Here is a 24,606-nt window from a genome sequence, read left to right as displayed (position 1 = left end):
GCGATGAAAACCAGCACCGCCAACCTGTTGCTGGTCTTGGCCGGTGCGATATGGGGTTTCGGCTTTCTGGCCCAAAAGAATGCCATGGACGACATCGGCCCAATGTTGTTTGTGGGCCTTCGTTTTTTGTTGGCAGCCGTCGCCGTGCTGCCTCTTTGTCTGCGAGAATTAAAGACCGCGCCGGATGGCAATCCAGTCACAGGTGCATGGCTGGGTCGCTTTGCAGGTCTGGGCTGCATTTTCTTTGCCGGAATGGCGTTGCAACAAACCGGCCTGCAAACCACATCAGTCACCAACACTGGATTCCTGACAACTCTGTATGTTGTCTTGGTGCCCTTTCTTTCCTGGATGATGCTAAAAGAGCCTCCGCCGAAACTCATTTGGCCGCTCGCTTGTTTAAGTGTCGCAGGGGTCTATCTATTAAGTTCAGGAGATTTTTCGGCGTTGAATTCGGGGGATTTCTTTGTCCTAATCGGTGCCCTTGCTTGGGCTCTGCATGTGATCTTTGTGGGGCGACTTTCCGCACACAGTAATCTTCCCTACACGATGGCCACCGTGCAGTTTTTTACCTGCGGTGTCCTCGGGTGCGTCGCGCAGGTTTTTTGGTCATCACTGCTTCCCGACCAAACCTGGCCGACAAGAATTGACATCTGGAACGCGATGCCTGAAATCGTCTACGCGGGACTGATTTCAGGTGCAATCGCGTTCACGTTACAGGCGGTTGCCCAGCGATTCACCTCGGCTTCGATTGCCGCGATTTTGATGTCCTCCGAAAGTCTTTTTGCTGCCGTCCTGGGAGCGATCTACTTGAATGAACGGCTCAGCATATCTGGTTACACCGGGTGCGGGCTAATCTTTGCATCAATCGTGACGACAGAGATTTTGTGTATTCGAGCAGAACGTTTGCTCAAACGCGGACCAGCGGCGGATACGATTTCCTAGCATCCTGCTGCCGATTACGGTCCCGAATCCTTAGCAGGTTCGTCGGTCGGTTTGGTTTTTCGTTCATTAGATAGGACAGATCCTGCGTTTTATTGGTAAGAAGTGTCTTCCAAAGACGTAGCGTGGATAGAAGACGCAACGTTCCTCATCAATGCGACTCAATAATGACCGAAGATTCGACCCCGCAACCAAGCGCCCCGCAACCAAGCGTCCCGACCACGAATTCATTTTCCGTAACAAAGTTAATGGTTCTTGTCGGTGTCCTAATGGCTGTTGCGTCTGGGTATTTCCTGTTTGCAGATTCTTTGACGCTAAGCAACCTGGCCGAACAGGAAACCGCGCTGCGAGACTATCGTTCTGATCACCCGGTGTTGGTTTACGGAATCGCGTTCGCCATCTACGTGGCCGTCACTGGTTTGTCTTTACCTGGCGCTGCAGTGCTGACGCTGGCGTTTGGTTGGTACTTTGGCTTCATGCGTGGCTTGGTTCTTGTCAGCTTTGCATCGACCCTGGGCGCGACCGTTGCGTTTTTGCTTAGTCGGTATCTGCTTCGTGAAACGATCCAAGCCAAGTTTGGTGACAAACTAAAATCCTTTGATGAAAACCTGCAACGTGAAGGTGCATTCTATTTATTCACGCTTCGCTTGATCCCGGCGGTCCCATTCTTTGTGATCAACGTCGTGATGGGCCTGACACCGATGAAGACGCAAACGTTTTGGTGGGTCAGCCAAGTCGGCATGTTGGCCGGGACCGCCGTGTTCGTCTACGCCGGTTCAACCTTCCCGACGTTGGCGGCGCTCGCGGAAGAAGGAGCCAGCGGCATCATCACACCAAAACTTCTGGCCGCCTTTGTCGCACTAGGTTTGTTCCCATTGGTCGCAAAGAAAGTCATCAGACAGATCAAAGGGGTCAGGCCTCTTTGATGGCTTCTTCCGGGAATCGAATCCGTTTTCGGCCGCGTGGCCGCATCGTTGATTCAAGGTTGAGTCGGCGGGCGATCGATTCGACCCAGCCTTCTTCGCCAAATGGTTTGCCACGCTGAGCCGATAACTGGCAGGCTGCCAATTCCTGCTCCGTGAGTGGTTGGTTGACTCGATCAACCCAGCCCGGCAGTCGTGCCATCGGCCAGGGCGAAAGCAAGGGAGGATTCGGTTCGGGCTTACAACGCCACCGATAGAGTGACCCCCAACGCCATTGCTCTGCCTTTTGCACAAGCTCAGCACGCAACGCATTCCGCTCGACATACCGGCAGACGACGAAGAAGTGTTCATCGTCTTGGACCGGAAAGCTTTTGTAACGCTGTTGGTAAACATGCCCCATTCCGCTGGTGTGGTAGTGAGCATGATAACGCATCGTGTGGGTGCCTCCGACCCAGCCCATGAATCGACTCATCTCACCATCGACCAGCGGTCGCAGGACCAAGTGATAGTGATTGGGCATCAGTTGAAACGAAAACAGTTCAACTTGGTGAATTTGTAGTGCTTCGTAAAGGATTCGCTCGAAGGCTTCGTAGTCGGCATCTTTATGAAAGATCTCAGCTCTAAGATTTCCACGATTCAGGGCGTGGTAGATGCCGCCAGCTTCATCGGCGCGGGGTGATCTAGGCATTTCGTTGGCTCCATAACGGCGGCACCGCATGATAACACAACCGCTGGACCAATCAAAGAGGCCTGACCCCTTTGATGTTTTTGACCCCTTTGATGTTTTTGATTGCTCTTGGCTATTTTCGTTTCGGAAGTTCGAGCGTGTCTAGCTTTTTATCCATAGGGGGACGGGCTGTGGGTGAAACGGATCTCGGCCTTGATCTCTCGACCATTTGGCGTGGCAACGCTGACCTGCTTGACGGTCGCGACCGCGTGGTCCTCCGATGCGCAGCGGACTTCGACGCGGATCACATCAGGGCGGCCCAGCTCTTCAAATTTCTCGTCGTCAGCGAGCATCGACAGGCAGACCATAATTTTGTGGTTTAGCAATTCAAGCCGTTCATCGACGTCGGTCGTGATCCCCGCGTCAACGATGACGAAGTCGATGGGACCATCCGGCTTTGGGTTCACAATATCAATGGTATTTCGGTCTTCAAGCATTATTCGATCCAACGTTGAAAAGGGTCATCGCCTTGGTAGAGTTCTGGATTTGTACCGACCGCCCGGGCGGTCTCCATGACGGTGGCTTCGTCGGTGCCCTGAACATCGTAATACCGCTGGTCACCTCGAACCAGAAGGTCGACCTGGATGTCCAGGCCATTGCGTGTGTCGTTTGTGGCGAGGGGAAAACGGGTCCATTGTTCGGTTGTCAGATCATCCAAATTCAGATCCGGTTTGTACTTTTCAGTATGTGTCCAGGACGAGAACGGTCGGCCCCAGTGCTCGGTTAGGATCGGACCGAACCAGCGATCCGCTTTGGCAAGGTTGACTGAAAGATCAGCTCGAACTTCACCAGTCTGGTTAGCGTAATCGTTGAGGTTCTGAGCGAAGGCATCGTCCATGGAAGCTGACTCCCCTGATATGCTCCGCCATCCAGCATTAAGCTGTTTGAGTGCCTCCGAACCAGTCAGGCCGGAGACTTTACTTGTCCCGTCCGCCGAATGCACTTCTAAACCACCCTCTGACCAGGCGGCGAAGTGGTCAAGTAAATCCGCAGGCGGCTTGAAACGAGCTTTGCCGTATTGCTTGGACGATGGATAACGGAGCGCACTCGGGAAAATTGAAATTCCCCAATAGCCCAATGACATTGTCAATCCTATGCTCGGTCCATCATCACGCGTGAACCACTGCTCAAAAGAAGCGTAAGTTTTACCACGGCAGTAGACATCATCGGCCCGGTGCTGAATATCGAGCTTTGATGATGTCGTGGAACGAAAATCTTGGCTATTCTTCTGAATGAACTGCAGCCACTTTGCTAGAAGGTTCTCGTCCCACGGTGCTGCACTAGAAAAGATACGCATACCAGAATCAAACCCTTGCTTAGTTTTGAGCCACTGGTCATCCATAGGATCCGAAAGTAGGGTTCTTGGGGATTCTGGATATCGCCCTTGGGTTGCTATTCGCAACTTTTTATATCGGCCAGCGATAATCTTTACTGCTTCATCCACAGTTTTGTTGCAATCAACACGAACACTTACTAGCTTCTTCTTTTCAGTAACCACGTTGTCTCTAGAAGTCATAGGGGATGTTTCGCTGAACCACTTCAAATTTGCTAGCGTCCAGCAAACGCTCTTTGAATTTTCCGGTCATTTTCCCTGCGTCAACTAATTCTGTCAACGCATTTTCAATAACGCTTCGCACCTCCGACGGCGGGCTGGTCGAAACAATTCGAGTTTTGTCAGCACCGCTAGCGATGTATTTCTTCAGTTTAGCAGCGATCTCTTCTGCAGACCCGAGGGCATTGGCGGTCAACTTCATTTCTTCGGCAATTGTCTCGCCGCCTTCACGAATCAAAATGTCGATGTCCGTCTTTTTCAACAGCTCGCCAGTTGCCTCGAGGATGACTTCGCCTTGGTAGATGCTAAAGCGGAGATCCCCTAGAACATCTGTAGCGCCATTTTCAACATGACGACTGACTTGATGCAGCTCGTAGAGGTAGCCTTTTTGACTTGCACTCACGATAGGCACGTCAGTTCTGCTGCGAAGTCGGCGGATCAATGCGATCCCCTGCCGCTCGCTACCAGCAACGTTCAAGACATTGTTCATGTCAGTCGCGAACTGCTTCATCTGGTGGAGGTCCTTGACGAACCCACGCTCGGCGACGTTGGATACCGCACGCCAAATGTCAACCTTTCCGGCCAGTTCGTTGGAAAACTTCTCGCCAGCATCGGTCGTCTTGCGAACCGCATTTCCAATACCTTGAATCACCTCGGCAGCCAGTTCCGGATTACCGTTAATCGAATCGAGTAGTGAATCGCTTTTCCGCATTGCTTCGGTGATCGCCGGAAGCCCCTTGATGAATTGCTCGACCGCCTCATCGCTGGAACCGACGTGTTTGAGCAACCGCCCAGCGTTTTCAGCTCCAACATCTTCGATCAACTGCACCAACACCCGTTGCGTCGATGAGGTTTTCTCGCCAACCTTCACGAAGACTTTGCGAACTGAGTCATCGGCCAAGTCGAGCACCTCAGGCATGAAGCCAACGATCTGACGCAGTCGATTAGTGCGGGCCGCTCCCAGCTTACTGCCGATGAAAGACCACATCTCATTGGCAACCGACGCTGCACTGAATGCTGACGCCGATGCTGCTGCGATGTTGGATTGGGAACCTTCACCGAAACTGCTCGCAGACCGAAAACCAGCCGCCCCCGAACCGGGCCGGAAGTCCATCAGCGACGTCAACGCTTGAGTGAAGAGTGGCTCAACCGCCAAGAATAGTGGCGCAAACTGCGCCGAAGCTTTCGAGATCTTGTACAACCCTCGGTAGGCACTGACGATCGCGTCGGCTGGCGGAAGCACTTCGGTCAATATGCCGAAGCCAGCAATGGCCGTCTCCCGCCAATCAAACGGCCCAAGTCCGACATCGACCGGCAGCAAACGTAGAGCGTTTTTGGCCAAATCACGTACATCAGTTAAAACTCCAACGACGGGGATTAGCGAAAAGGCGACGTCGCCAGCCAATGCCGCATCAAGAGAATCGCTTCCAAAGGCGGCTCCATAGAGCATTTCCCCACCGGTTTGAGCCAACCAAGTGGCCGTTGACTCCGGTCCAATGATCAGTTCGCCACTGGCATTATTCGCCATTGAATATCCGATCGCTGTGTTGAACGGTCCAATATTATCGCGATAGAGCAAAATGCGGAAGTTTGCTGCTGAGACGTTCAGGGGTAGGTTGTTGCGGCTATTAAGTTTGAGCAAAACACCACCCTCAGCACCTGCAGTTAACTCGAGCGTATCATCCAGTGATCCGTCAGTCTGCTGGAATCCAACGGTTGACGCACCAGGCCCATCGAGCTCAACCCAGTAACTGGCTGAGGGGACCAGTCCTTGGAATCGAAAGATGGAATAGTTTTGGTAGGACAGTGCCTCAGTGGCATTTAATGCGGAGTTGCCATCTGGATCGGGTACGAAATTCGTTCCAGAGCCAGCGGCGGAGAGAATTCTATTGTTCGTGTCGAGGGTCGGAGGTGGATCGATATCGCCTTTGATGTATGCCAAGCTCTCCTTCTGATATCCCGCCACCGAAGCGCGGATGACATTTTTCCCCAGGACGTTGAAGGCTTCTTCATTACTGTTGACGTACAGTTTGTTCGTCGCGATCCCATGTTCGTTGGTGTAGGTAACAGCACCGTCTTTGAAGAGTCGCTTGGAATCCCACCACCGCACCGGTACGCCGCTGCCGACGCTGCTTCCATCGGTCCGTCGCACCACCGCCCGATAAATGATCGTCTCGGAACGGGAAGCGAAGAACCATCGATCATCCAGATCGATGATCAAATCCCTCGCCGGACGCCCATCTGAATCGGTTGCAACCAAGCTAACCGAAAGCTCGCCGCCAGCAATGAATCCATCGACGATCTTTTGGTCAACTTGCACAGAGAGTTTGGCTACAGGGGCAATTCGGTTCGCTTTGATGCGAATGGTGGCTTTTCCGAGAGTCGTTTCGCCCTGCTCGAACGCTACGTCACCATCAGTGCCGCCGCCTTCTTCGTCAGTTCCGGTGAAAGCATCGTCAACGGCAAGCCAAGCTACTGAGGTGCCGTCAGTAACCAAGTTGCCGATTCGGTCCTTGACAAGCGCGGTGATTTCAACTGTCGAAGAATCATTCTTTGCAAAGGCACGTAGCCCCTTGCCGAAGCCCACCGTTGGATCAAATGGAATCGATCCGCTGCGTGTGATCAGCCGCCCGGAAAGTTCGATCTCATCGGCTGCACCAGCTAAAACTTGCACCCGATTGCCGATTTGTTCCTTGCCCTCGAACGTCGCGCGGATTTGATAGGCGCCCGAATTGGGGTCAGCCGAACTCAACTCCAACCACTCTGTACCGAGCGTGAATTCGACACCCGCCAATCGGTCTTCGATGGTTGCGGTTTCGGTCAACCCGGTTGAAGTCCCATCGGACCGGTAAAGTTCAAACTCAACCGTCTTACCGTCGTGCTCGTCGAGCGGAGGATCTTCACCGCTCCCTGAAGTGAATCCGGGGACATAGGCATAGGCCCATAAGTGACCGTCGTCAGCCGAGACAATTCGGTTGGCTGAGACCTCAAAATTCGCTGGCTTGAGCAGGATTTTGTCTTCCAGCTCGCCCAAGAGTTGATACTCCGAACTCGACGAGAGCTTAAACTTCGCGCGAAGCGTCACGGCATCTTCAAACTCGTCGGTAGCTTCGGCGTACAGAGTATGAGCTTCGTTGTACTCTAGCTCCGTGGATGCATCGACAAGCTCAGGCGTACCCTCGTTGTCCCGCCAAATCTTGATTCCCACCCCATCAGCGATGACGTTGAAGTACCCCGGCACCTCGGAGGGAAGATGGCTAAACGCATCGAGCGTGAATTCCCAGAGATCATCATCGGTCAGGTCGGCCTTCGAGTCTTGGAAGTCAGGTACCCCGTTCTCGTCATCATCGTCAGTGTTGGCGAATAACTCGTAACCTTCGGTAAATTCAGTTTCATCTTCAATCGACTCTTCTGATGTTGCCTTCAGTTCGGGCCGGTGCGTCCATAGTGTTCCGCGTGCCGAAGCAAAGTACGACAGCGTGGTATTACCACCTCCTGGAAGCAGGTTGTCCGGGTCGTGCAGCAGTGCCCCGCTACCCTCGACGTAAGTGATGTTTGCGTTCCAATCCAAGTCAGGCGTGCTATAGATAGAGCTGACATGCTGGACACGGAACTCCAGTTCCTGATCAATGTCAAAGGTTCGGTTAAATGATTCAATCGTGCCATGAACGCTGTTGGTAATGAAGTTCGAACCAACGTAGAATTTGTATCGTTCGCTGTGACTGCCGCTTTGATCGCCGGTTAAAAGAAGCAAGCGAACTTCCTCCGCAATGTCTTCTTCCTGTTCTTCCGATTCGCTTGCACTGGCGCTGCTAGCAGCTACAAGACCAAAGGCACTACTTGCAAGCCCCTGAGCATCTCGCTCGTCGGGATCCAGAATGCCGTCGCCGTCGGTATCTATCGACCGAGGGTTGAACTGAAGATTGAATTCAACGAAGTCGCTGAGGGTGTCGCCATCAGTGTCCGCTATCAATGGACTGCTACCCGCGTCAAAAATTTCATCGCCGTCTGGGAGACTGTCCCCATCTGTGTCGGCGTTCGCTGGATCCGATCCCCAGAATTCAATCTCGATCGAATCGGGGATCCGATCGCGGTCCTGATCGGGTAGTGCTTGATCGATAAATGGGCTCAGACCAAGTGAGGTTTCGATCATGTCGGAAACTCCGTCGCTGTCGGAGTCGGCAACCTGCGGGTTGGTACCGAACATTAGGTATTCAGCGAGGTCGCTTAGTCCATCGCTGTCATTGTCACTGAAGACGTCATCGACGTGTTGAGGATCAAGCTGAAACGCGTCTTCCACCACATCCGAAAGCCCATCGCCATCGGAATCTGCCGCCAATCCAATGTTGATTAGACCACCCCCTTGGATACCGACGATTCCAGAGAGATGCGTTAAGCCGTCGACCTGGCTTTGAAGTTTGGCATCAAAGCCAGCCCCGGTCACTGTTGGGGCCAAGCCATCTCCCGCAACAACATGAACTCGAACGGGACCATGGCTCTCATCCCATGTCAATGAATATTGCCCAAGCGAGTCCGATCGAGTGGACTGCACGATTTCGCCCTGAAAGTTAACTGCCTGAACTTCAATATCCGCTTGGGTATCGATGGCGTCGTTGGGGTTGCGGACTCCGTCACCATCTTGATCCAGGAACACGATTCCACGAACGGAATTTGGCAATGGCGAGGTTCGTGAAGTGGATTGGGAAACTGCCGCAGTCGAAGCGCGCAACCCATGCTGGGCGGCGTTATTGGTTTGCTCTGCAGCGTCATTCTCTGCGAGCGATTGTCGAGCAAACGCCATGGCTCGGGAGGCAACCACCGTGACCGTCAGCGGAACATAGGCTTGGATGCCATGAGCGTTCTGCACGAGAATTCTGAAATTATCGTTAGTGGGACCGATAAAATCAACCGAAGTCAAAATGGCCTCCACTCGACCGTCAAACAAACGCAGGTCATATTTCTCTGACTGGATCTGGTTAACAATCTGGCCGTCCCGATCCACCAAGCCCAGAGTATTCCAACCATCGTGTTGATCCAAGGCGGCAGGCAGGATGAACTCGATTTGCATCGGTTGATCGTGCGAGATATCAAGTTCTACCGCAAGCGATTCTTCACCGAAGTGATAGACGTTAACCGTCCCGTTGAGCTGCTGCTGCGGCGCGTCATTTAACGTGTAGTCTACCAACACGGTATCAACGCGAAGCGAAGTCAGTTGGGTCGTGTTCGTGACACCCCCGCCTGAAACGAAGTAGTGGACTGATTGTCCCGTAGCATCCACCGAGCCGCCGAACTCGGGATCCACTCCCAACACGACTGACTGAATTTGTTGGATTGAACTAGTGGTGGCCGAAACGGGCAACTCATTGACAGGAAACCGATTGCTAATGAAGACCGCACCGATCGCTGGACTTTGAGTGGCAGGAATCACATTGATCGTCAACTCCTCAATTTTTCGCTGGCTTGTACCTCCACCTACGGAATAGAAAAGATTGGCTTCACCCACTGCATCACCGTTGGCGGAGATCACTACCTGATTCTCACGAATTGAAATTCGCAATCCGTCACGCACGAGTGAGGAGGCAAAGTGCCCTCCGTCCCAAGACAGTCCCTCCAACGTCGGCACGCCTCCTATCAAGGTATCATTGGCTAGCGGATCGACGGTCATCCAAGTTCCTGCGACTAGGTCCCATTGATCTGGGGAAGTCTGGATTGAAACGGACGGCTCAGTAACGTGAACCAGAAGCGTCCCATGTGATGCCACGCCCGCCTGGTTGGCGACCTGGTAAAGGATCGAACGTGTCCCAGACAAGGCACCGGGAAGCGCTTCAACCACCACTTCGCCAGCAACGATCTTGACAAACACCCCGTCGACAGTCTGAGTCGCATGGGGCGAGATCTGCTGTCGATCTGAAACAAATCCCATCAAAATGGCTGGGGAATCGCCATCTTGGTCGTTTGCCAACACGTCAGTCGTAACACTCTGCCCGGCTTGGACGGTGACTTCGTCGTCATTGGTCGTCGGGGCGAACCCACCGGGGATGACATGTAAGTCGCGCTGTTCAATACGCGTCCCATCCTGGGCGTCGTTAAGGTGAAGGTGAATCGCAAAGGACTGCGTGGCAACATCAGCAGGAAACTCGACAACGGCGTTTCCGTTTTGGATGGTGATCGTGATCTCACCGCGAACAAGTTCCGCCAACACCTCTTGACCGGTGAACGAGATCCCTTCAATCGTTTCTCCGTCGCCGAGCAACAGAATATCGCCCGATAAACTGATGAATTGATGCTGGGGTAATTCCGGTTCAACATTCACACGAATAGACATCGTCGCCGAGTCGAGAGACCACATTGAGCCGTCTGAGACAGAGAACCGGAACGACGTGTCATCCAAACCAACGCTGCCATCGAAGACAAGATCTCCCGCATCAATCCTGGAGGCTTCTAAGATGTCTCCGACTCCGACGGGCTGTCCGGCGAACAGCAGACTCCCAGTTGTTGGCTGCGTCTCAATCCGAATCGTCTGTATGGCAACATTTGGATCGTCCGAGGCGAATGGGAAGTTGGATGCCCAGAAAGTAAACGTTTGTCCCTCGTCGATGGAAATCTGTGAGTCACCAACCCGAGGCGGTACGGCGGGAAAACTGTCGGTCGTTACGGATACGGTATTGCTGGCCACTGATGTCACGCCAGAAGCGTCGTGGTGTGCCCGTACGCGGAAGAGGTAAGTGCTCTGCTCGTTCAAGGAACCAAGCACGGAGTAGCCTGTTGTGTCAGCGGCCAAGCGAGGCGCTATGACGGTCCAGAATACGCCTCCGTCATCGGACTGATCGACGGTGTAGAAAGTCTCCTCCGACGAATGATCTGTCCAGGCAAGATCAATGCGGGAGCGACTAATGATCACGCCGCTCAAGTCTGCTGGAGCGTTTGGCAATGTCCAACCGCCAACCGAAGCACTAGGGATCGAATCCACTTCATTCTTGGTTGCGATCAATTGATAGAGAGACTGCTGAACTTCGGAAAGGCCGGTGTCCGTAAACGTCGTCGTTGCCGCATCGACGGATCCCACGGTGATCCATGCATCGGATCCGCTGTCAAACCGCTGAATTGTATATTGCTCGATGTCAAGGTCCGCCACCCATGAAAGAGTGATGGAGTCCTCTGTGCTCGTCGATATGCTCACACCAGTGGGCTGTCTTGGGTAACTTGGCGTGGTGACCGTTGCAGTCGCGGAGTATTGAGAAAATCCACTGTCGGGATGAAACGAGCGAACACGAAAACTATACACACTCTCGGGATCGAAAATGCCTTGTACCGAATGGCTCGATGTATCGGCCAGAAGGTTGGAGCTGACGACGAACCAGGATTCGTTACCGTCAACGGACTGTTCGATAAACGTGGCTGATTCGGCTGATGAGAGATCCGTCCAACTCAAGTCGACCTGGGACGAACTGACGAACGTGGCAACAACGTCTCCCGGGACCCTTGGGAGCGTCCAACGACTGACCGAAGCGCTTGGAATCGAGTCTCCCTCGGCGTTGGTGGCAATCAGTTGGTATTGGTAACGATGAACTTCGGAAAGGCCGGTGTCTTGATAGGTTGTTGCATCAGTGTCAACCGTTGTGATCGTGGACCAATGGTCTGTCTGGGCATCACGTCGCTGGATAATGTATCCGTCCGCTTGTGGGGCTTCATTCCAAGAGAGGGTGACAGAATCTTCCGTGCTAGCCGTGGCAACTACACCGGTTGGTTGCGCAGGGAACTGCGTCGTGGTTACTGTCGCGACCGCAGATCCATCGGTGTACCCGCTATTGGGGTGGTAGGCTCGAACGCGGAAGCTATAAACGTTGTCCACTTCAAACTGTCCTGCTACCGAAGCAGATTGAGTATTCGCTGGCAGGTTTGAGGCCACGGTGAACCACCCCTGCGCATCGTTAATTAGTTGTTCAACGTGATACAGTGATTCCTTCGCGGAACGATCGGACCAATTCAGTTCGATCAGAGTCGAACTCACAATCGTAGCCGTCAGATCGGTCGGGGCGGTGAGCAGCGTCCAGGGGCCGACCGACGCACTCGCAGCCGAATGCCCTGCAGTATTAGTTGCGATCACTCGGTAGTTGTAACTCGTTACTTCGGCTAGTCCGGTGTCCGTGTAGGTTGTGGTGTCCGCCGCCAATGTATCAATCACGGACCAACTATCGTTGTCGATGCTACGTTGAATAACAAAGCTGTCTTCCGCATCGCCATCAGACCACATAATCGTGATCGAATCATCAGTTCGCAAGGTAGTCGCAAGACCTGTTGGCTGGCTGGGGAAGCCTGGTGTCATGACGGAAGTGACGGGCGAGTATTCGGAAAAAACGCCTGGTTCGATATAAGCTCGGACTCGGAAGCTGTAGTTCTGATCGCCATCAAATGGACCCAATGCTGAGTAACTTTCTGTGTCGGCGCTGAGTGTGACCGAATTCCAGGTCACGCCATCGTCGGACAATTGTTCCACGAAGTAATTCCGCTCGCTAGATGATCGATCGGTCCAACTTAAGTCAATCTGCCCCCCGCTTATCACAGTCGCCGCCAAACCTGCCGGTGCGCTGGGTATCGTACGAACAACGGTTGAAATGCTTGCTGCCGAGTCCCCATTCGAGTTGGTTGCGATGACTTGGTAGTAGTACAGAGTTGCGTCAATCAGCCCCGTGTCGACGAGCGTGGTTACGTCAGCGTTTACCGTTTCGATCGTCGACCAGGTTGCGTTGTCCTCGCTGCGCTGGATGACATAACTGTCCTCCGCATCCCCATCGGTCCAAGTCAGCGTGATCGAGTCCTCAGTGCTTGAACTGGACAAGCCGTTTGGCTGATTGGGGAACGCCGGTGTTGTGACCGACACGACGGGCGAGTAACGCGAGGAACCGCCGGACGAAACCGTTCGGACTCGGAAGCTGTAGCTCTGATTTCCATCGAACGGACCGGTCGCCGAGTAACTCTCACTGTTAGCCCTGAGCCGAAACGAATCCCAGTTGATACCATCGTCTCTCAATTGTTCCACGTAGTAATAAGATTCCCTTGACGAGTGATCGGCCCAACTTAAATCAATCTGGCCCCCGCTGATCACAGTCGCCGCCAAACCCGTAGGCGGGTTGGGAAGTGTCCAGCGATGAACGACCGCACTGGCTGCCGAGTCCCCGGCCGTGTTAGTTGCAATCAGTCGGTAGTAGTATCTAGTGGATTCGCTCAGTCCGGTATCGGTAAACGTGGTTGTATCGGCGGTCAGCGTGCCGATCGTCAACCAGTTGGAATTGTCGGTGCTGCGCTGGATGACATAACTGTCTTCCGCATCCCCATCGGTCCACGTCAGCGTGATCGAGTCCTCAGTACTTGAACTGGACAAGCCGGTTGGCTGGTTGGGAAAGCCAGGTGTCGTGACTGATGCGATAGCCGATTCACTGCTTGACTGATTGTCAGCTCGTACTCGGAAACTATAGACTTTGTCTCCTTGGAATTGCCCCGTAGCGGTGAAGCTCTGCGTGTTGGCCGGCAAGTTCGGTGAGATCCGAGTCCAACTTGCACCCTCGTTACTCGATAGATCGATCCAGTAGCCTGCTTCAGTAGATGATCGGTCGGTCCAGCTTACGTCGATCTGTCCGCCGCTGACTACCATCACAACCAAATTCGCTGGTGCGTTGGGGGAAGCTGAAACACCCACCAAACTGCTGGCTGCCGAATCACCAGCCGCGTTTGATGCAATCACTCTGTAGTAATAGAAATCTGATTCGCTCAGTCCGGTATCGGTAAACGTGGTCGTGTCAGCGGTTAACGTGTCGATCGTCGACCAGTTGAAATTGTCGGTGCTCCGCTCGATGACATAACTGTCTTCGAAATCCCCATCAATCCAAGTCAATGTGATCGAGTCTTCTGTGCTTGAACTGGATAGGCCGACTGGCTGGTTGGGGAACCCTGGTGTCGTGACCGAGACAACACCAGAGTAGTTATTCAGATACGAAGGCCATCCAGTATAGACTCGAATTCGGAAACTGTATTCTTGGTTGCCCTGATAGCTTCCGATGATGGAAGCCGATTGCGTGTCCGATGCAAAACGGCCCCGGTTGATCCAACGCGTTCCAGTGCTGTCGAGCTCTTCGACGTAGTAGCTGCTCTCTAATGCCGAATTGTCAGTCCAGCTCAGATCAATCTGCCCCCCGCTGATCACCGTCACCGTTAAGCCCGTAGGCGCGGCGGGAAGTGTCCTAGGACTGATCGCAATGCTGGCTGCCGAATCACCAGCCGCGTTCGATGCAATCACTCTGTAGTAATAGAAATCTGATTCGCTCAGCCCGGTATCGGTGAACGTGGTCGTGTCAGTGGTCAACGTGTCGATCACCGACCAGTTGGCATTGTCGGCGCTCCGCTCGATGACATAACTGTCTTCGACATCCCCGTCGGTCCAAGTCAACGTGATCGAATCCTCAGTGCTTGAACTGGATAAGCCGACTGGCTGGTTGGGGAAGGCTGGCGTCGTGACAGACACCGGCGTAGAGTAGGCCGTCTGGCCGCCGAACTGGCTGTAAACGAGAACGCGGAAGCTGTAGGTCTGATCTCCATCGAACGGACCGGGAGCCGAGTAACTCTCTGTATCGGCAGATAGATTCGACTTGATCCTGTTCCAGTTGGCACCATCGTCAATGGACCTTTCGATGTGGTAGTAACGTTCTCTAGACGAGCGATCGGTCCAGCTCAAGTCGATCTGTCCCCCGCTGATCACCGTCGCGGTTACGCTTTCGGGCGTGTTGGGAAGTGTCCAAGTACTGATCGCACTGCTGGCTGCCGAATCACCAGCCGCGTTTGATGCAATCACTCTGTAGTAATAGAAATCTGATTCGCTCAGTCCGGTATCGGTAAACGTGGTCGTGTCAGCGGTTAACGTGTCGATCGTCGACCAGTTGAAATTGTCGGTGCTCCGCTCGATGACATAACTGTCTTCGAAATCCCCATCAATCCAAGTCAATGTGATCGAGTCTTCTGTGCTTGAACTGGATAGGCCGACTGGCTGGTTGGGGAACCCTGGTGTCGTGACCGAGACAACACCAGAGTAGTTATTCAGATACGAAGGCCATCCAGTATAGACTCGAATTCGGAAACTGTATTCTTGGTTGCCCTGATAGCTTCCGATGATGGAAGCCGATTGCGTGTCCGATGCAAAACGGCCCCGGTTGATCCAACGCGTTCCAGTGCTGTCGAGCTCTTCGACGTAGTAGCTGCTCTCCAATGCCGAATTGTCAGTCCAGCTCAGATCAATCTGCCCCCCGCTGATCACTGTCACCGTTAAGCCCGTAGGCGCGGCGGGAAGTGTCCAAGGACTGATCGCACTGCTGGCTGCCGAATCACCAGCCGCGTTTGTTGCAACCAGTTGGTAATTGTATTGGGTCGACTCGTTCAGTCCGATGTCGGTGTACGTCGTCGTGTCGGCTGTTAACGTGTCGATCGTCGACCAGTTCAAACTGTCGGTACTGCGCTCGATGACATAACTGTCTTCAGCATTTCCATCGGTCCAAGTCAGCGTGATCGAATCCTCGCTGCTTGCTGCGGCAGTCAGCCCACTGGGCTGATTAGGGAACGCTGGTGTTGTAACGGATACGATCGGTGAATACTCGGAATAAACACCTGACCCGTGAAAAGCCCGTACTCGGAAGCTGTAGCTCTGGTCGCCATCAAATGGACCTGTTGCCGTGTAGCTCTCTGCATCCGCACCGAGTGTCACCGAGATCAACGGGGTTCCATCATCGGCCAGCTGCTCAACCTGGTAAGACGACTCACCAGAGGAATGATCTGTCCAGCGCAAATCAATCTGACCGCCGTTGACCACCACTGCCGTCAGACCTGTTGGTGAACTGGGCGTTGTCCAGTGATCGACCGAGAGACTTGGTGCCGAATTACCGACCGTGCTGGTTGCGATCAGTCGGTAATGGTACTGCGTCGCTTCTGGCAACCCTGTATCAACGAAACTCGTGATGTCTGCAGCGAGCGTGACTAGCTCGGACCAGCTGGAACCGTCGAGACTTCGCTCAATGCGGTAGCCCTCTTCTAAACCGCTGTCGTTCCACTGAAGCGAGATTGAATCTGCGGTACTCGACTTGACTGTCAATCCGATGGGTTGATCCGGAAATACGGGAACGGTTTCCGAAACGGTTGATGAATGGGTGAACGTCGTCTCGCCGAAAACCCTCGATTCCATTTCGACACGGAACAGGTACGTTTGATTTGAAATCAATGGCGTTGATTCAACATACCTGGAAGTGTTCGCGGTAAGCGTCAAAGAAAGAGTATTCCACGTAGCTCCGCCATTGATGGACGACTGCACCTGATAAGACTCTTCACCCTGAGACCGATCGACCCACGTGAATTCACTTTCATTTGATGCGATGAATACTACCGCAAGATCTGTCGGGGGTAAGGGTGCAATGACCGCTTGTTGCACCATGCTTGTAGCAGTTTGACTATCAAAATTGATGGCAATTAAACGATACTCGTAGCCAGTTGCATCCTGGATATTGTTGTCGACCCACTGCCCCTCTTGGGAATTAAGAGAAGCTACATCGATCCACGTTGAAAATTCCTCCCGACGCTGAATCGCAACTCCAACATCTTCCGTATCGGAGTCCCAATCAAGTTGGACGGAGGATTCATTGATGACACTGACAGAAAAGGTATCGGCAATTCTGCGCCACTGATCGCCATCGGCGATACTGATCGATGCGATGGAATCAGTGCCGATTGTGTAGTCACTTTGGGTAGCCCCATTTTGATAAGGCACAATCTCAAAACTAACGTCTTCCAACGATTCCAGGATCTCATCATTGACTGGCGTCACGTCAATGCTGACCTCCGTTCGACCAGCAGGAATCGTGACTCGATAGACATTCTGCCCGCTCAATGAGTCGAAAACGGTACGGACACCGGACAGACTGTAATCGCTGCTGAGCGCCGCCGAACCACCGAGCGAGAAATAGACATACAACTGATGTTTCAGGTCATCTTGCCCCGCACGGCTGAAGGTGAGGCGGGCCACGTCGAGACCCTGCTCGCTGGCAATCGCATCGCTTGCTACTACGCTCACTTCCCAGGCGTCGTTGTCGGCGATGCTGATCGTGGCGTTGGAGTCATCCCCGATTGTATAGTCGCTTTGCGTGCTCCCATTGAGATAGGGGATAATCTCAAAACTAACGTCTTCCAACGATTCCAGGATCGCATCATTGACTGGCGTCACGTCAATGCTGACCTCGGTTCGGCCAGCGGGAATCGTGACTCGATAGACATTCTGCCCGCTCGATGAGTCGAAAACGGTACGGACACCGGACAGACTGTAATCGCTGCTGAGCGCCGCCGAACCACCGAGCGAGAAATAGACATACAACTGATGGGTCAAGTCATCTTGACCGGTGCGACTGAAGGTAAAGCGACCTTGGTCGAGACCCTGCTCACTGGCAACCGCATCGCTGGCAACCACCCTAACCTCCCAGGCATCGTTATTGTTTACAGGCGGAACATCATCGGAGATACTGATCGTCGCATTGGAATCACCACCGATTGTGTAGTCGCTTTGCGTGCTTCCATTGAGATAGGGGACAATCTCAAAGCTAACGTCCTCTAACGATTCCAGGATCGCATCATTGGCCGGCGTCACGTCGAGACTGACCTCGGTTCGACCAGCAGGAATCGTGACTCGATAGACCCACTGCTCGCTGAGTGAATCGTAAGCTGTATTAGCCGAAAAACTGTAATCGGTGCCGTTCGTCGCCGAACCACCAACCGTGAAATAGACATACAACGAATGGCTCAGGTCATCCTGACCGGTGCGACTGAAGGCGAGGCGACCTGGGTCGAGACCCTGCTCACTGGCAACCGCATCGCTGGCGATCACGCTCACTTCCCAGGCATCGTTGTCGGAGACTGTCACATCAAAACTGGATTCCGCGAAGAGCCCGCCGCTGTCGGTCAACGTGACGGTCGCTCGGAATACTCCGTCCTTATCGTAGGCGTGCTGGCCTGTGAGGAGGCGTCCAAAGCTGTCGACTGCAAGAGTCCCGATGGTTCCATCGCCCCAATCGATCGAAGCGGTGTGGGTGTCGGTGAGATCGGCGTCGCTGTAGGAGATCGCAAACGATAACAGGCTGCCTTCGGGTAAGGTCTGATCTGGGTATTCACCCAGTTCAGGCTCACTGTTGACGTCGAGAACTGTCAGTGTGTTGGTCGGCAGCAGTTTTGTGAGCGAGAAATCGTTTGAAGTTTCGGCATTCCTTGTAGAACCAGCAAGGTGGATGGATCCGTCGCTGCCGATGCTTACTGATCGGGCGGTGTCATAGTTGCCTGGCAAATCAATGACTTGATAGCCAGGAGTTCCCCCAAAGGTTGTGTCAGGCTGTCCGTCGACGGTCAGGCGTGCTGCAATCGCCCGCCCACCGACCGTGCCAACGAGGACGAGTTTTCCGTCGTCCTGTAACTGCGAGTCGTAATTACGTGTCGAATCGCCGGAGGCCAAGTCGACGATGGCGATTCCAGCTTGACCGTATGATTCATCGATCACGCCCGTGGAATCAAACTTGACCGCCAGCATGTGATATCGGCTACTAGCGAGATCGTAAGCGTGTCCAGTGACGTAAAAACTGTCATCGGAGTTAACCAGGACTTTGTACGTGTCATCGTACGACCCTGCGGCGTCGTAAACTAGCTTTCCGCTAACACCAAAATCGGAATCAAGATTGCCTGCTTGATCAAAACGTAGAACGCCAAGTTTGTAAGTTCCCTCATCAAAGACTCGCCCGGTGACCAGCACGCCGCCGTCGGATTGCACGGCAATGGAGCGACCATAGTCCTGACCACCATCGAAATCTGTTCCAACAATCCCGTCGCCACTAAAGGATGTATCCAGCGAACCATTGGATACGGTGTAGGCCGCAACCAGGAAGTTGTATCGATCTGCTCCGCTGTCATGGTCACCAGCGACCAAAATCCGATCGCCTGACACCACCACCGAGTAGGCATTTTGGTTTTTTGACGAGATGTCGGTCGTCACGATTCCGTCATTGCCAAATGATGTATCAAGTGAGCCGTTCGCTTGGTACCGAACAATGGCCAGGTTGTTGCCTTGCCCACTGACATAGGTGCTACCCGCAACCAAGAGCTTGCCATCCGCTTGAATGGTCATCGCACGACCATTGTCATTGAGTCTCGCGAGAATGTCAGTCGAGACTCTGCCATCGGTGCCGAAAGTCTCATCCAAGCTTCCATCGGTGTTGTATCTAGCAAGACCGAAATTGTTCGATTCTGACTCGATGATCGGGTCAACACGGAAGTCGCTTACCGTTAGCTGATTGCCACTGCCGTTTCTGTAGTTAGCCAAAACCAACGGGCGAATGTAGGCGGTTCCTAATCGGAAACCGTTGTTGGCCCAACTGCTACGGCCATTGCCAATGACGGTTGAGTAGGTCCGGTTATATGTTGGGATATTGCCATTGCTCAACAAGGCGTAGTTGTAAGTTCCTGCAGCACGAGTGTTACGGACTGCAGTTTCTGCGGCAATCGTCGGCCCCGACCATGGCGCACGTAGCGTAATCACATTGCCATTGATCGCCCCAGCGTCCCACAAGTTCTTTTTGTAATTGCGAGTGTACGTGTAGTCTTCATAGACATGGCCAGTGCTATCGGAATAGCCGTACCACGCCAGTGTCCGACGATGACTCGTCGCTCCCCCGTACCAACCGGTAGCATCTTGCAAGACAATTTCGGTTGCACCCGGCACCAAATCTGCGGCCAGCCGAGTATCAACGGAGCCGCTATTGCGGTAGTACGAGTACGGATAGATTAGTTTCTTGTCGATATCGTAGGCGGCAAAGCCCATGTACGAACGAGCGCTGGCATTAACATTGTTCCCGTCGGCGTCGCCCGACATCGCTTTTGCAGAAATTCGGTATGCTTGATCTCGATCAATTGGATAGTATTCACTCCCAACGATGGTCGTCTTGGCGTTTACGGTTCGAGAACTGCTGCCGCTGAAGCTGAAGTCCTGCCCTCCGTCCAGCGTCTGCTCCAGCTTGTTAACAGTCCCTACGACGACGACTTTCCCGTCACCTTGAACGACGGAGTCGTAGGCAGTGTCACTGGAGCCAAGGAAGTCGGTCGTGACGTTCCCTTGGTCGCCAAAGCTACTGTCAAATGCGATGCCTACCGGACCGTAGGTTCCGTCTTCATCCGTCGCAGTGACGGTGATGGAGTACTCACCGGGTGTTAGGTACGGATGCGATGCAGAGGTTGCGTCCCCCGGCAAGGTTTCAGTTTGGCCATCACCCCAATCGACGAGCCACTGACTGATGGTGTCGTCGCCTGGATCCTCCGCCGTGAACCCGATCGTGTACTCCGCCCCCTCATCAACCTGGGTCGCATTCGTCGTAACTTGGATTTGAGGGGTCACGTTGGTGACGGTGACCGTACCTGCATAAACCGCCACCCCGCCATCGTCATCAGTGACCGTCAAGCTCGCTTCGTATTGGCCATCGTCTTTGTAAACATAAGAATACTCTTCAGCGTAGATGTAGGTTTGCCCATTGCTGAAATAAGTGTAGACATACTCAACCTCAAACGGATCAGTTCCATCGCCAGGATCGAAGAGAGCCGTGTAGGTATCCGAGGGCGACGGATCCACGAATTCGGCATAGAGGTACAACCAGTCAGTCGCACCTTCTGGAATTGGATAGCCAAATCCTTCTCCATAACCGAGAACCGGTGCGACGTTGTTGACGCTGACTTCAAAACTTGCGCCGGTTGATAGTCCGCGACTGTCGGTCACGGTAATGATCGCTTGGAAGATGCCGTTGTCGTCATAGGAATGCCTGCCGGTGACGACGCCAGCGACGGCGTCGATGGCCAACGACTCGATCGTTCCATCACCCCAGTCGATCGATGCCGTGTGCGTTTCTTCTGGGTTGGCGTCACTGAACGAAAGCGACACCGGTAGCTCAGTGCCTTCGTTTACCGTCTGGTCGGCAAAATCGACCAGTTCCGGGGCAACCCGATCATCAAAGACCGTCAGCGTACTGCTGGTGAGGGATTTGGCCAAGAAGACGTCATAGCCGTTCTCTCCGTATCCCCTTCCAACAGCGATTGGGAAACCGTCATCACCGACAAGAAGCTCACCTAGAGACGAGTACCTTAGACCAGGATCGATCTTGGCGATGCCAGCACTTCCGAATTCAGTATCGAGCGTTCCATCTGCGAAGTAACGTGCTATTGCCGGAGCATACTGGTTGCCATCAAAAGTTTTGCCGCCAACCAAGACCTGATCATCGTTAAGCAGCGTCAACTTGCTTTGCGACGACGAGTTGTAATGCAATGCGGTGGTCACTCGCCCGCTAACACCAAAGGTGTCATCCACGGTCCCGTTTGAAAGATATCGCATCACGATCTGTTCACGTGCCGCACCGTCGGTTCCAACCACCAGCAGCTTTCCATCTTGATCGACCGCGATGTCGTAGATGGCGTCGTTGGAAGCCGACACAGCCGTGACGACTTTGCCATCACCGCCGAAACTGGTGTCAAGCGATCCGTTGGTGTTGAGTCGCACCAACGCGAAGTCACCCGCGCCGCTACGTCCTGCTAGAATGACTTTCCCATCCGCCTGCGCTGTCATCGCATAGATGTAGTCGTATCCACTGACGTTGATCGTGGCCTTGCCGTCACCACTGAAGCTGGGGTCCAATGATCCATTGGCGTTGTAGCGATTGATCGAGAAGTTAAAACGTTGTGAACCGTAGTAGGAACGGCCTCCGACAGCGATCTTGCCATCGGGCAGAACTATCACGTTCTCGATATAGTCGCTGGTCCCGAGAAAATCGACGTTGGTCTTGCCGTCGATTCCAAAGTCCGTGTCGGTTGATCCATCAACATTCAATCGAACAAGCAGGTTGCTCGATCCCGATCGTCCGGCCAATACGATCTTGCCATCGGCGTCAATCGACACGACGGGGCCGGTCTCGCTACTGCCGAAATCCAGCATCCGTATCCCACCGTCGCCGAAGCTCACGTCAAGGCTGCCGTCGGACTCAAATCGGGTGACCGTGAAGTTGTTTGACTGGTCTGGAACATAAGAGTGACCGACAACGACGATCCTGCCGTCGGGTTGTGTTACTGCTGCGGTAATGTAGTCACTCAATCCCGAGGGATCGGAAACCACGTAACCGGCGTCGCCAAAGGATCGCACCATCGTCGGCGAAAACGGACCGTAGGTTCCGTCCTCGTCGGTCGCGGTCACCGCGATTGAATATTCTCCGGGCGTTGGGTAGGAATGCGAGGCGGTCGTCGCGTCGCCTAGCAGCGTTTCCACTTGGCCATCACCCCAATCAATTTCCCACTGGCTAATCGTGTCGTCCCCAGGATCGAACGAGCCAAGATCAAGTTGGTAGGTTTCAGAACTGCCAATCGTCACAACATCGGCGGCAACATGAATACTCGGCTCAATGTTGATGATAGTGACCGTACCTGCATAAACCCCTACCCCGCCATCATCGTCAGTAACGGTAAAGCTAAATTGGTACTGCCCATCATCCCTGTAGGTGTAGGAATGATCCATGTAGATCCTTGCCTGCCCATTGTTAACATAGCTAGATGCATTCCCGGGTTCGAAGGGTTCAGTTCCATCTCCAGGATCAAAGAGAAACGTGTACGTATCCGATGGCGATGGATCCACAAATTGAGCAGATAGCCAGTCGTAAGCACCTTCCCCAATTCCTCCCCCATAGCCTCCTCCATAGCTTCCGCCAGAAACTCCAACGGGAGCAACGTTTTCGACTTCGACTTCAAAGTTCGTCTCGGTTGAGAGCCCACCGCTATCAGTCAGTGTGACGACTGCGTCGTAGATGCCGTTGTCGTCGTAGATATGCTGGCCTGTCAGCACCCCGCCGGTTGCATCGACGGTCAGAGCTTCAGTCGTTCCGTCGCCCCAATTGATCGAGGCGGTGTGGGTATCCAAGACACCGGGATCGGTAAAGGGCAATGAGATGCCAATGGGCGTTCCTTCAAGGGCAGAGAGATCGCTTGGCGGGCTGATCACAGGGGCCGCATTGGTGACGATGATGGTATACGAGTAAACGCCAACTCCACCATCATCATCAGTGACCGTAAAACTGGCTTCATATTGCCCGTCATCCTTGTAAGAGTAGGGACTACGCGCGTTAATGAATGCTCGACCATTGCTAAAAAAGCTAGAAAAATTCACCGGTGCGAAAGGCTCGGTTCCATCACCGGGGTTGAATAAAACCGTGTAGGCATCCGTTGGTGATGGATCTTCAAACTGGGCATTGAATGAGTCGAAAGCACCCTCTTCAAGACCTCCGCCGTAGCTTCCACCGTAGCTTCCACCAGAAACTCCAACGGGAGCAACGTTTTCGACGTCGACTTCAAAGTTCTTCTCGGCGGAGAGCCCTCCGTTGTCGGTCAGTGTAACGACTGCGTCGTAGATGCCGTCGTCGTTGTAGATATGCTGGCCTGTGACAACGCCGCCGGCCGCATCAACTGTCAGAGCTTCTAAGGTTCCATCGCCCCAATCGATCGAAGCGGTGTGAGTCTCGGCAGAATTCGAATCGCTGTAAGAAATTGATAGCGATAACACACCGCCTTCGGATAAGGTCTGATCGACGTACGCACCTAGTTCCGGTGCGAATCGATCGTTAATAGTGACGTCGGACCATTCGACGGAGGCGCTGCCATCCGCATCATCATCGGCAATGAGGACCAGGTGACTCATCGATCCTGTGTAGAACTGGCCAACGGGAATCGAGTAGTTCTGGTTGCCGCCCGCGTAGTTGAAGAAGCTGTTCTCGAAGGAACTGACTGGCTGGGTGCCGCCAAGTTTGAAAAGTTTATCGGATTGAAGATCGGTTCCCGTTTCTACAAAACCAATTCCAAAGACCTCACCCACGTCGGCTGCTTCGACGTCGAACTCCAAAACCGTTTCCGGCGTCACGGTATAGTCCAGCGAGAAACGCTTCCAAGCATTTCCGCTTAGATTGACCAAAGTCCCCGAAGCATCGACCGTTGCAACGGCCGGTAGACCTTCCTGGCCATCCTGAAATGACATGCTGTCCTGAACAGACACTAATGGGATTGGCGTTGATACTCCATTGACTTCTACCGCAAAGTCTGCAGCAAGCATTTGACGACTTTCTAATGACTCAGCCAGCATTCGCCGAGTACGACGCGACCTAAGGATGCGATTCTTTTGTCGCTTGAAAAGTCTTTGACGCCAAGATTTCTTTTTAGAAGTCATGATTCAACCCTGCATGCCCAACTAGAGATCGTTTTGCTTAATGCGGTTCGAAAAGCTGGACGCCAAATTGCCCCCCCCTCTTGATCGCGTATTACGAGTTCTAAGGGGTTCCATGCCCGGATGCAAGCAATCTGGGCTATTCTAGACAAAAGATGTGAAT

6 protein-coding genes are annotated in these 24,606 nt (G+C 53.5%); 2 read left to right on the top strand and 4 right to left on the bottom strand.

Translation table 11 applies throughout. From position 1 onward, the window contains the following. The first annotated feature begins 3 nt into the window (after positions 1-3). Positions 4-942, top strand: coding sequence for a DMT family transporter (locus RC85_RS07635; RefSeq protein ID WP_068260708.1), 939 nt, complete (start codon positions 4-6; stop codon positions 940-942). 266 nt (positions 943-1,208) lie between these two features. After that, complete coding sequence (locus RC85_RS07630) at positions 1,209-1,865, top strand: TVP38/TMEM64 family protein (RefSeq protein ID WP_235033400.1); 657 nt, start codon at positions 1,209-1,211, stop codon at positions 1,863-1,865. Here RC85_RS07630 and RC85_RS07625 read toward each other — a convergent pair. The 4 genes from RC85_RS07625 to RC85_RS07610 all read right to left on the bottom strand — a co-directional run bounded on the left by RC85_RS07625 (position 1,852) and on the right by RC85_RS07610 (position 24,446). After that, on the bottom strand, positions 1,852-2,550 hold the full coding sequence (locus tag RC85_RS07625) for a transposase (RefSeq protein WP_068260707.1): 699 nt from the start codon (positions 2,548-2,550) through the stop codon (positions 1,852-1,854). The genes RC85_RS07630 and RC85_RS07625 overlap by 14 nt on opposite strands. A gap of 149 nt (positions 2,551-2,699) precedes the next feature. Then, entirely contained in the window at positions 2,700-3,026 is a 327-nt protein-coding gene (locus tag RC85_RS07620) for a hypothetical protein (RefSeq protein ID WP_068260702.1), read from the bottom strand. Further along, positions 3,026-4,105 (bottom strand): hypothetical protein, encoded by a 1,080-nt coding sequence (locus RC85_RS07615; protein WP_068260699.1) that lies wholly within the window; start codon positions 4,103-4,105, stop codon positions 3,026-3,028. Before RC85_RS07615 ends, RC85_RS07620 begins: the two co-directional genes overlap by 1 nt. Then, positions 4,095-24,446 carry a fibronectin type III domain-containing protein gene (locus RC85_RS07610; RefSeq protein WP_084422448.1) on the bottom strand — a complete coding sequence of 6,784 codons (20,352 nt, stop codon included), beginning with the start codon at positions 24,444-24,446 and terminating at the stop codon, positions 4,095-4,097. Before RC85_RS07610 ends, RC85_RS07615 begins: the two co-directional genes overlap by 11 nt. Between the last annotated feature and the right edge of the window lie 160 nt (positions 24,447-24,606).

Source organism: Rubripirellula obstinata (assembly GCF_001642955.1).
GTDB lineage: Bacteria > Planctomycetota > Planctomycetia > Pirellulales > Pirellulaceae > Rubripirellula > Rubripirellula obstinata.
This window is presented reverse-complemented; position numbering and strand designations above follow the sequence as displayed.

Bases quoted from the DNA above. Each gene is read 5' to 3' on its own strand.
- RC85_RS07620 (WP_068260702.1), bottom strand. From the start codon at position 3,026: ATGCTTGAAGACCGAAATACCATTGATATTGTGAACCCAAAGCCGGAT.
- RC85_RS07615 (WP_068260699.1), bottom strand. From the start codon at position 4,105: ATGACTTCTAGAGACAACGTGGTTACTGAAAAGAAGAAGCTAGTAAGT.
- RC85_RS07625 (WP_068260707.1), bottom strand. From the start codon at position 2,550: ATGCCTAGATCACCCCGCGCCGATGAAGCTGGCGGCATCTACCACGCC.
- RC85_RS07635 (WP_068260708.1), top strand. From the start codon at position 4: ATGAAAACCAGCACCGCCAACCTGTTGCTGGTCTTGGCCGGTGCGATA.
- RC85_RS07610 (WP_084422448.1), bottom strand. From the start codon at position 24,446: ATGACTTCTAAAAAGAAATCTTGGCGTCAAAGACTTTTCAAGCGACAA.
- RC85_RS07630 (WP_235033400.1), top strand. From the start codon at position 1,209: ATGGCTGTTGCGTCTGGGTATTTCCTGTTTGCAGATTCTTTGACGCTA.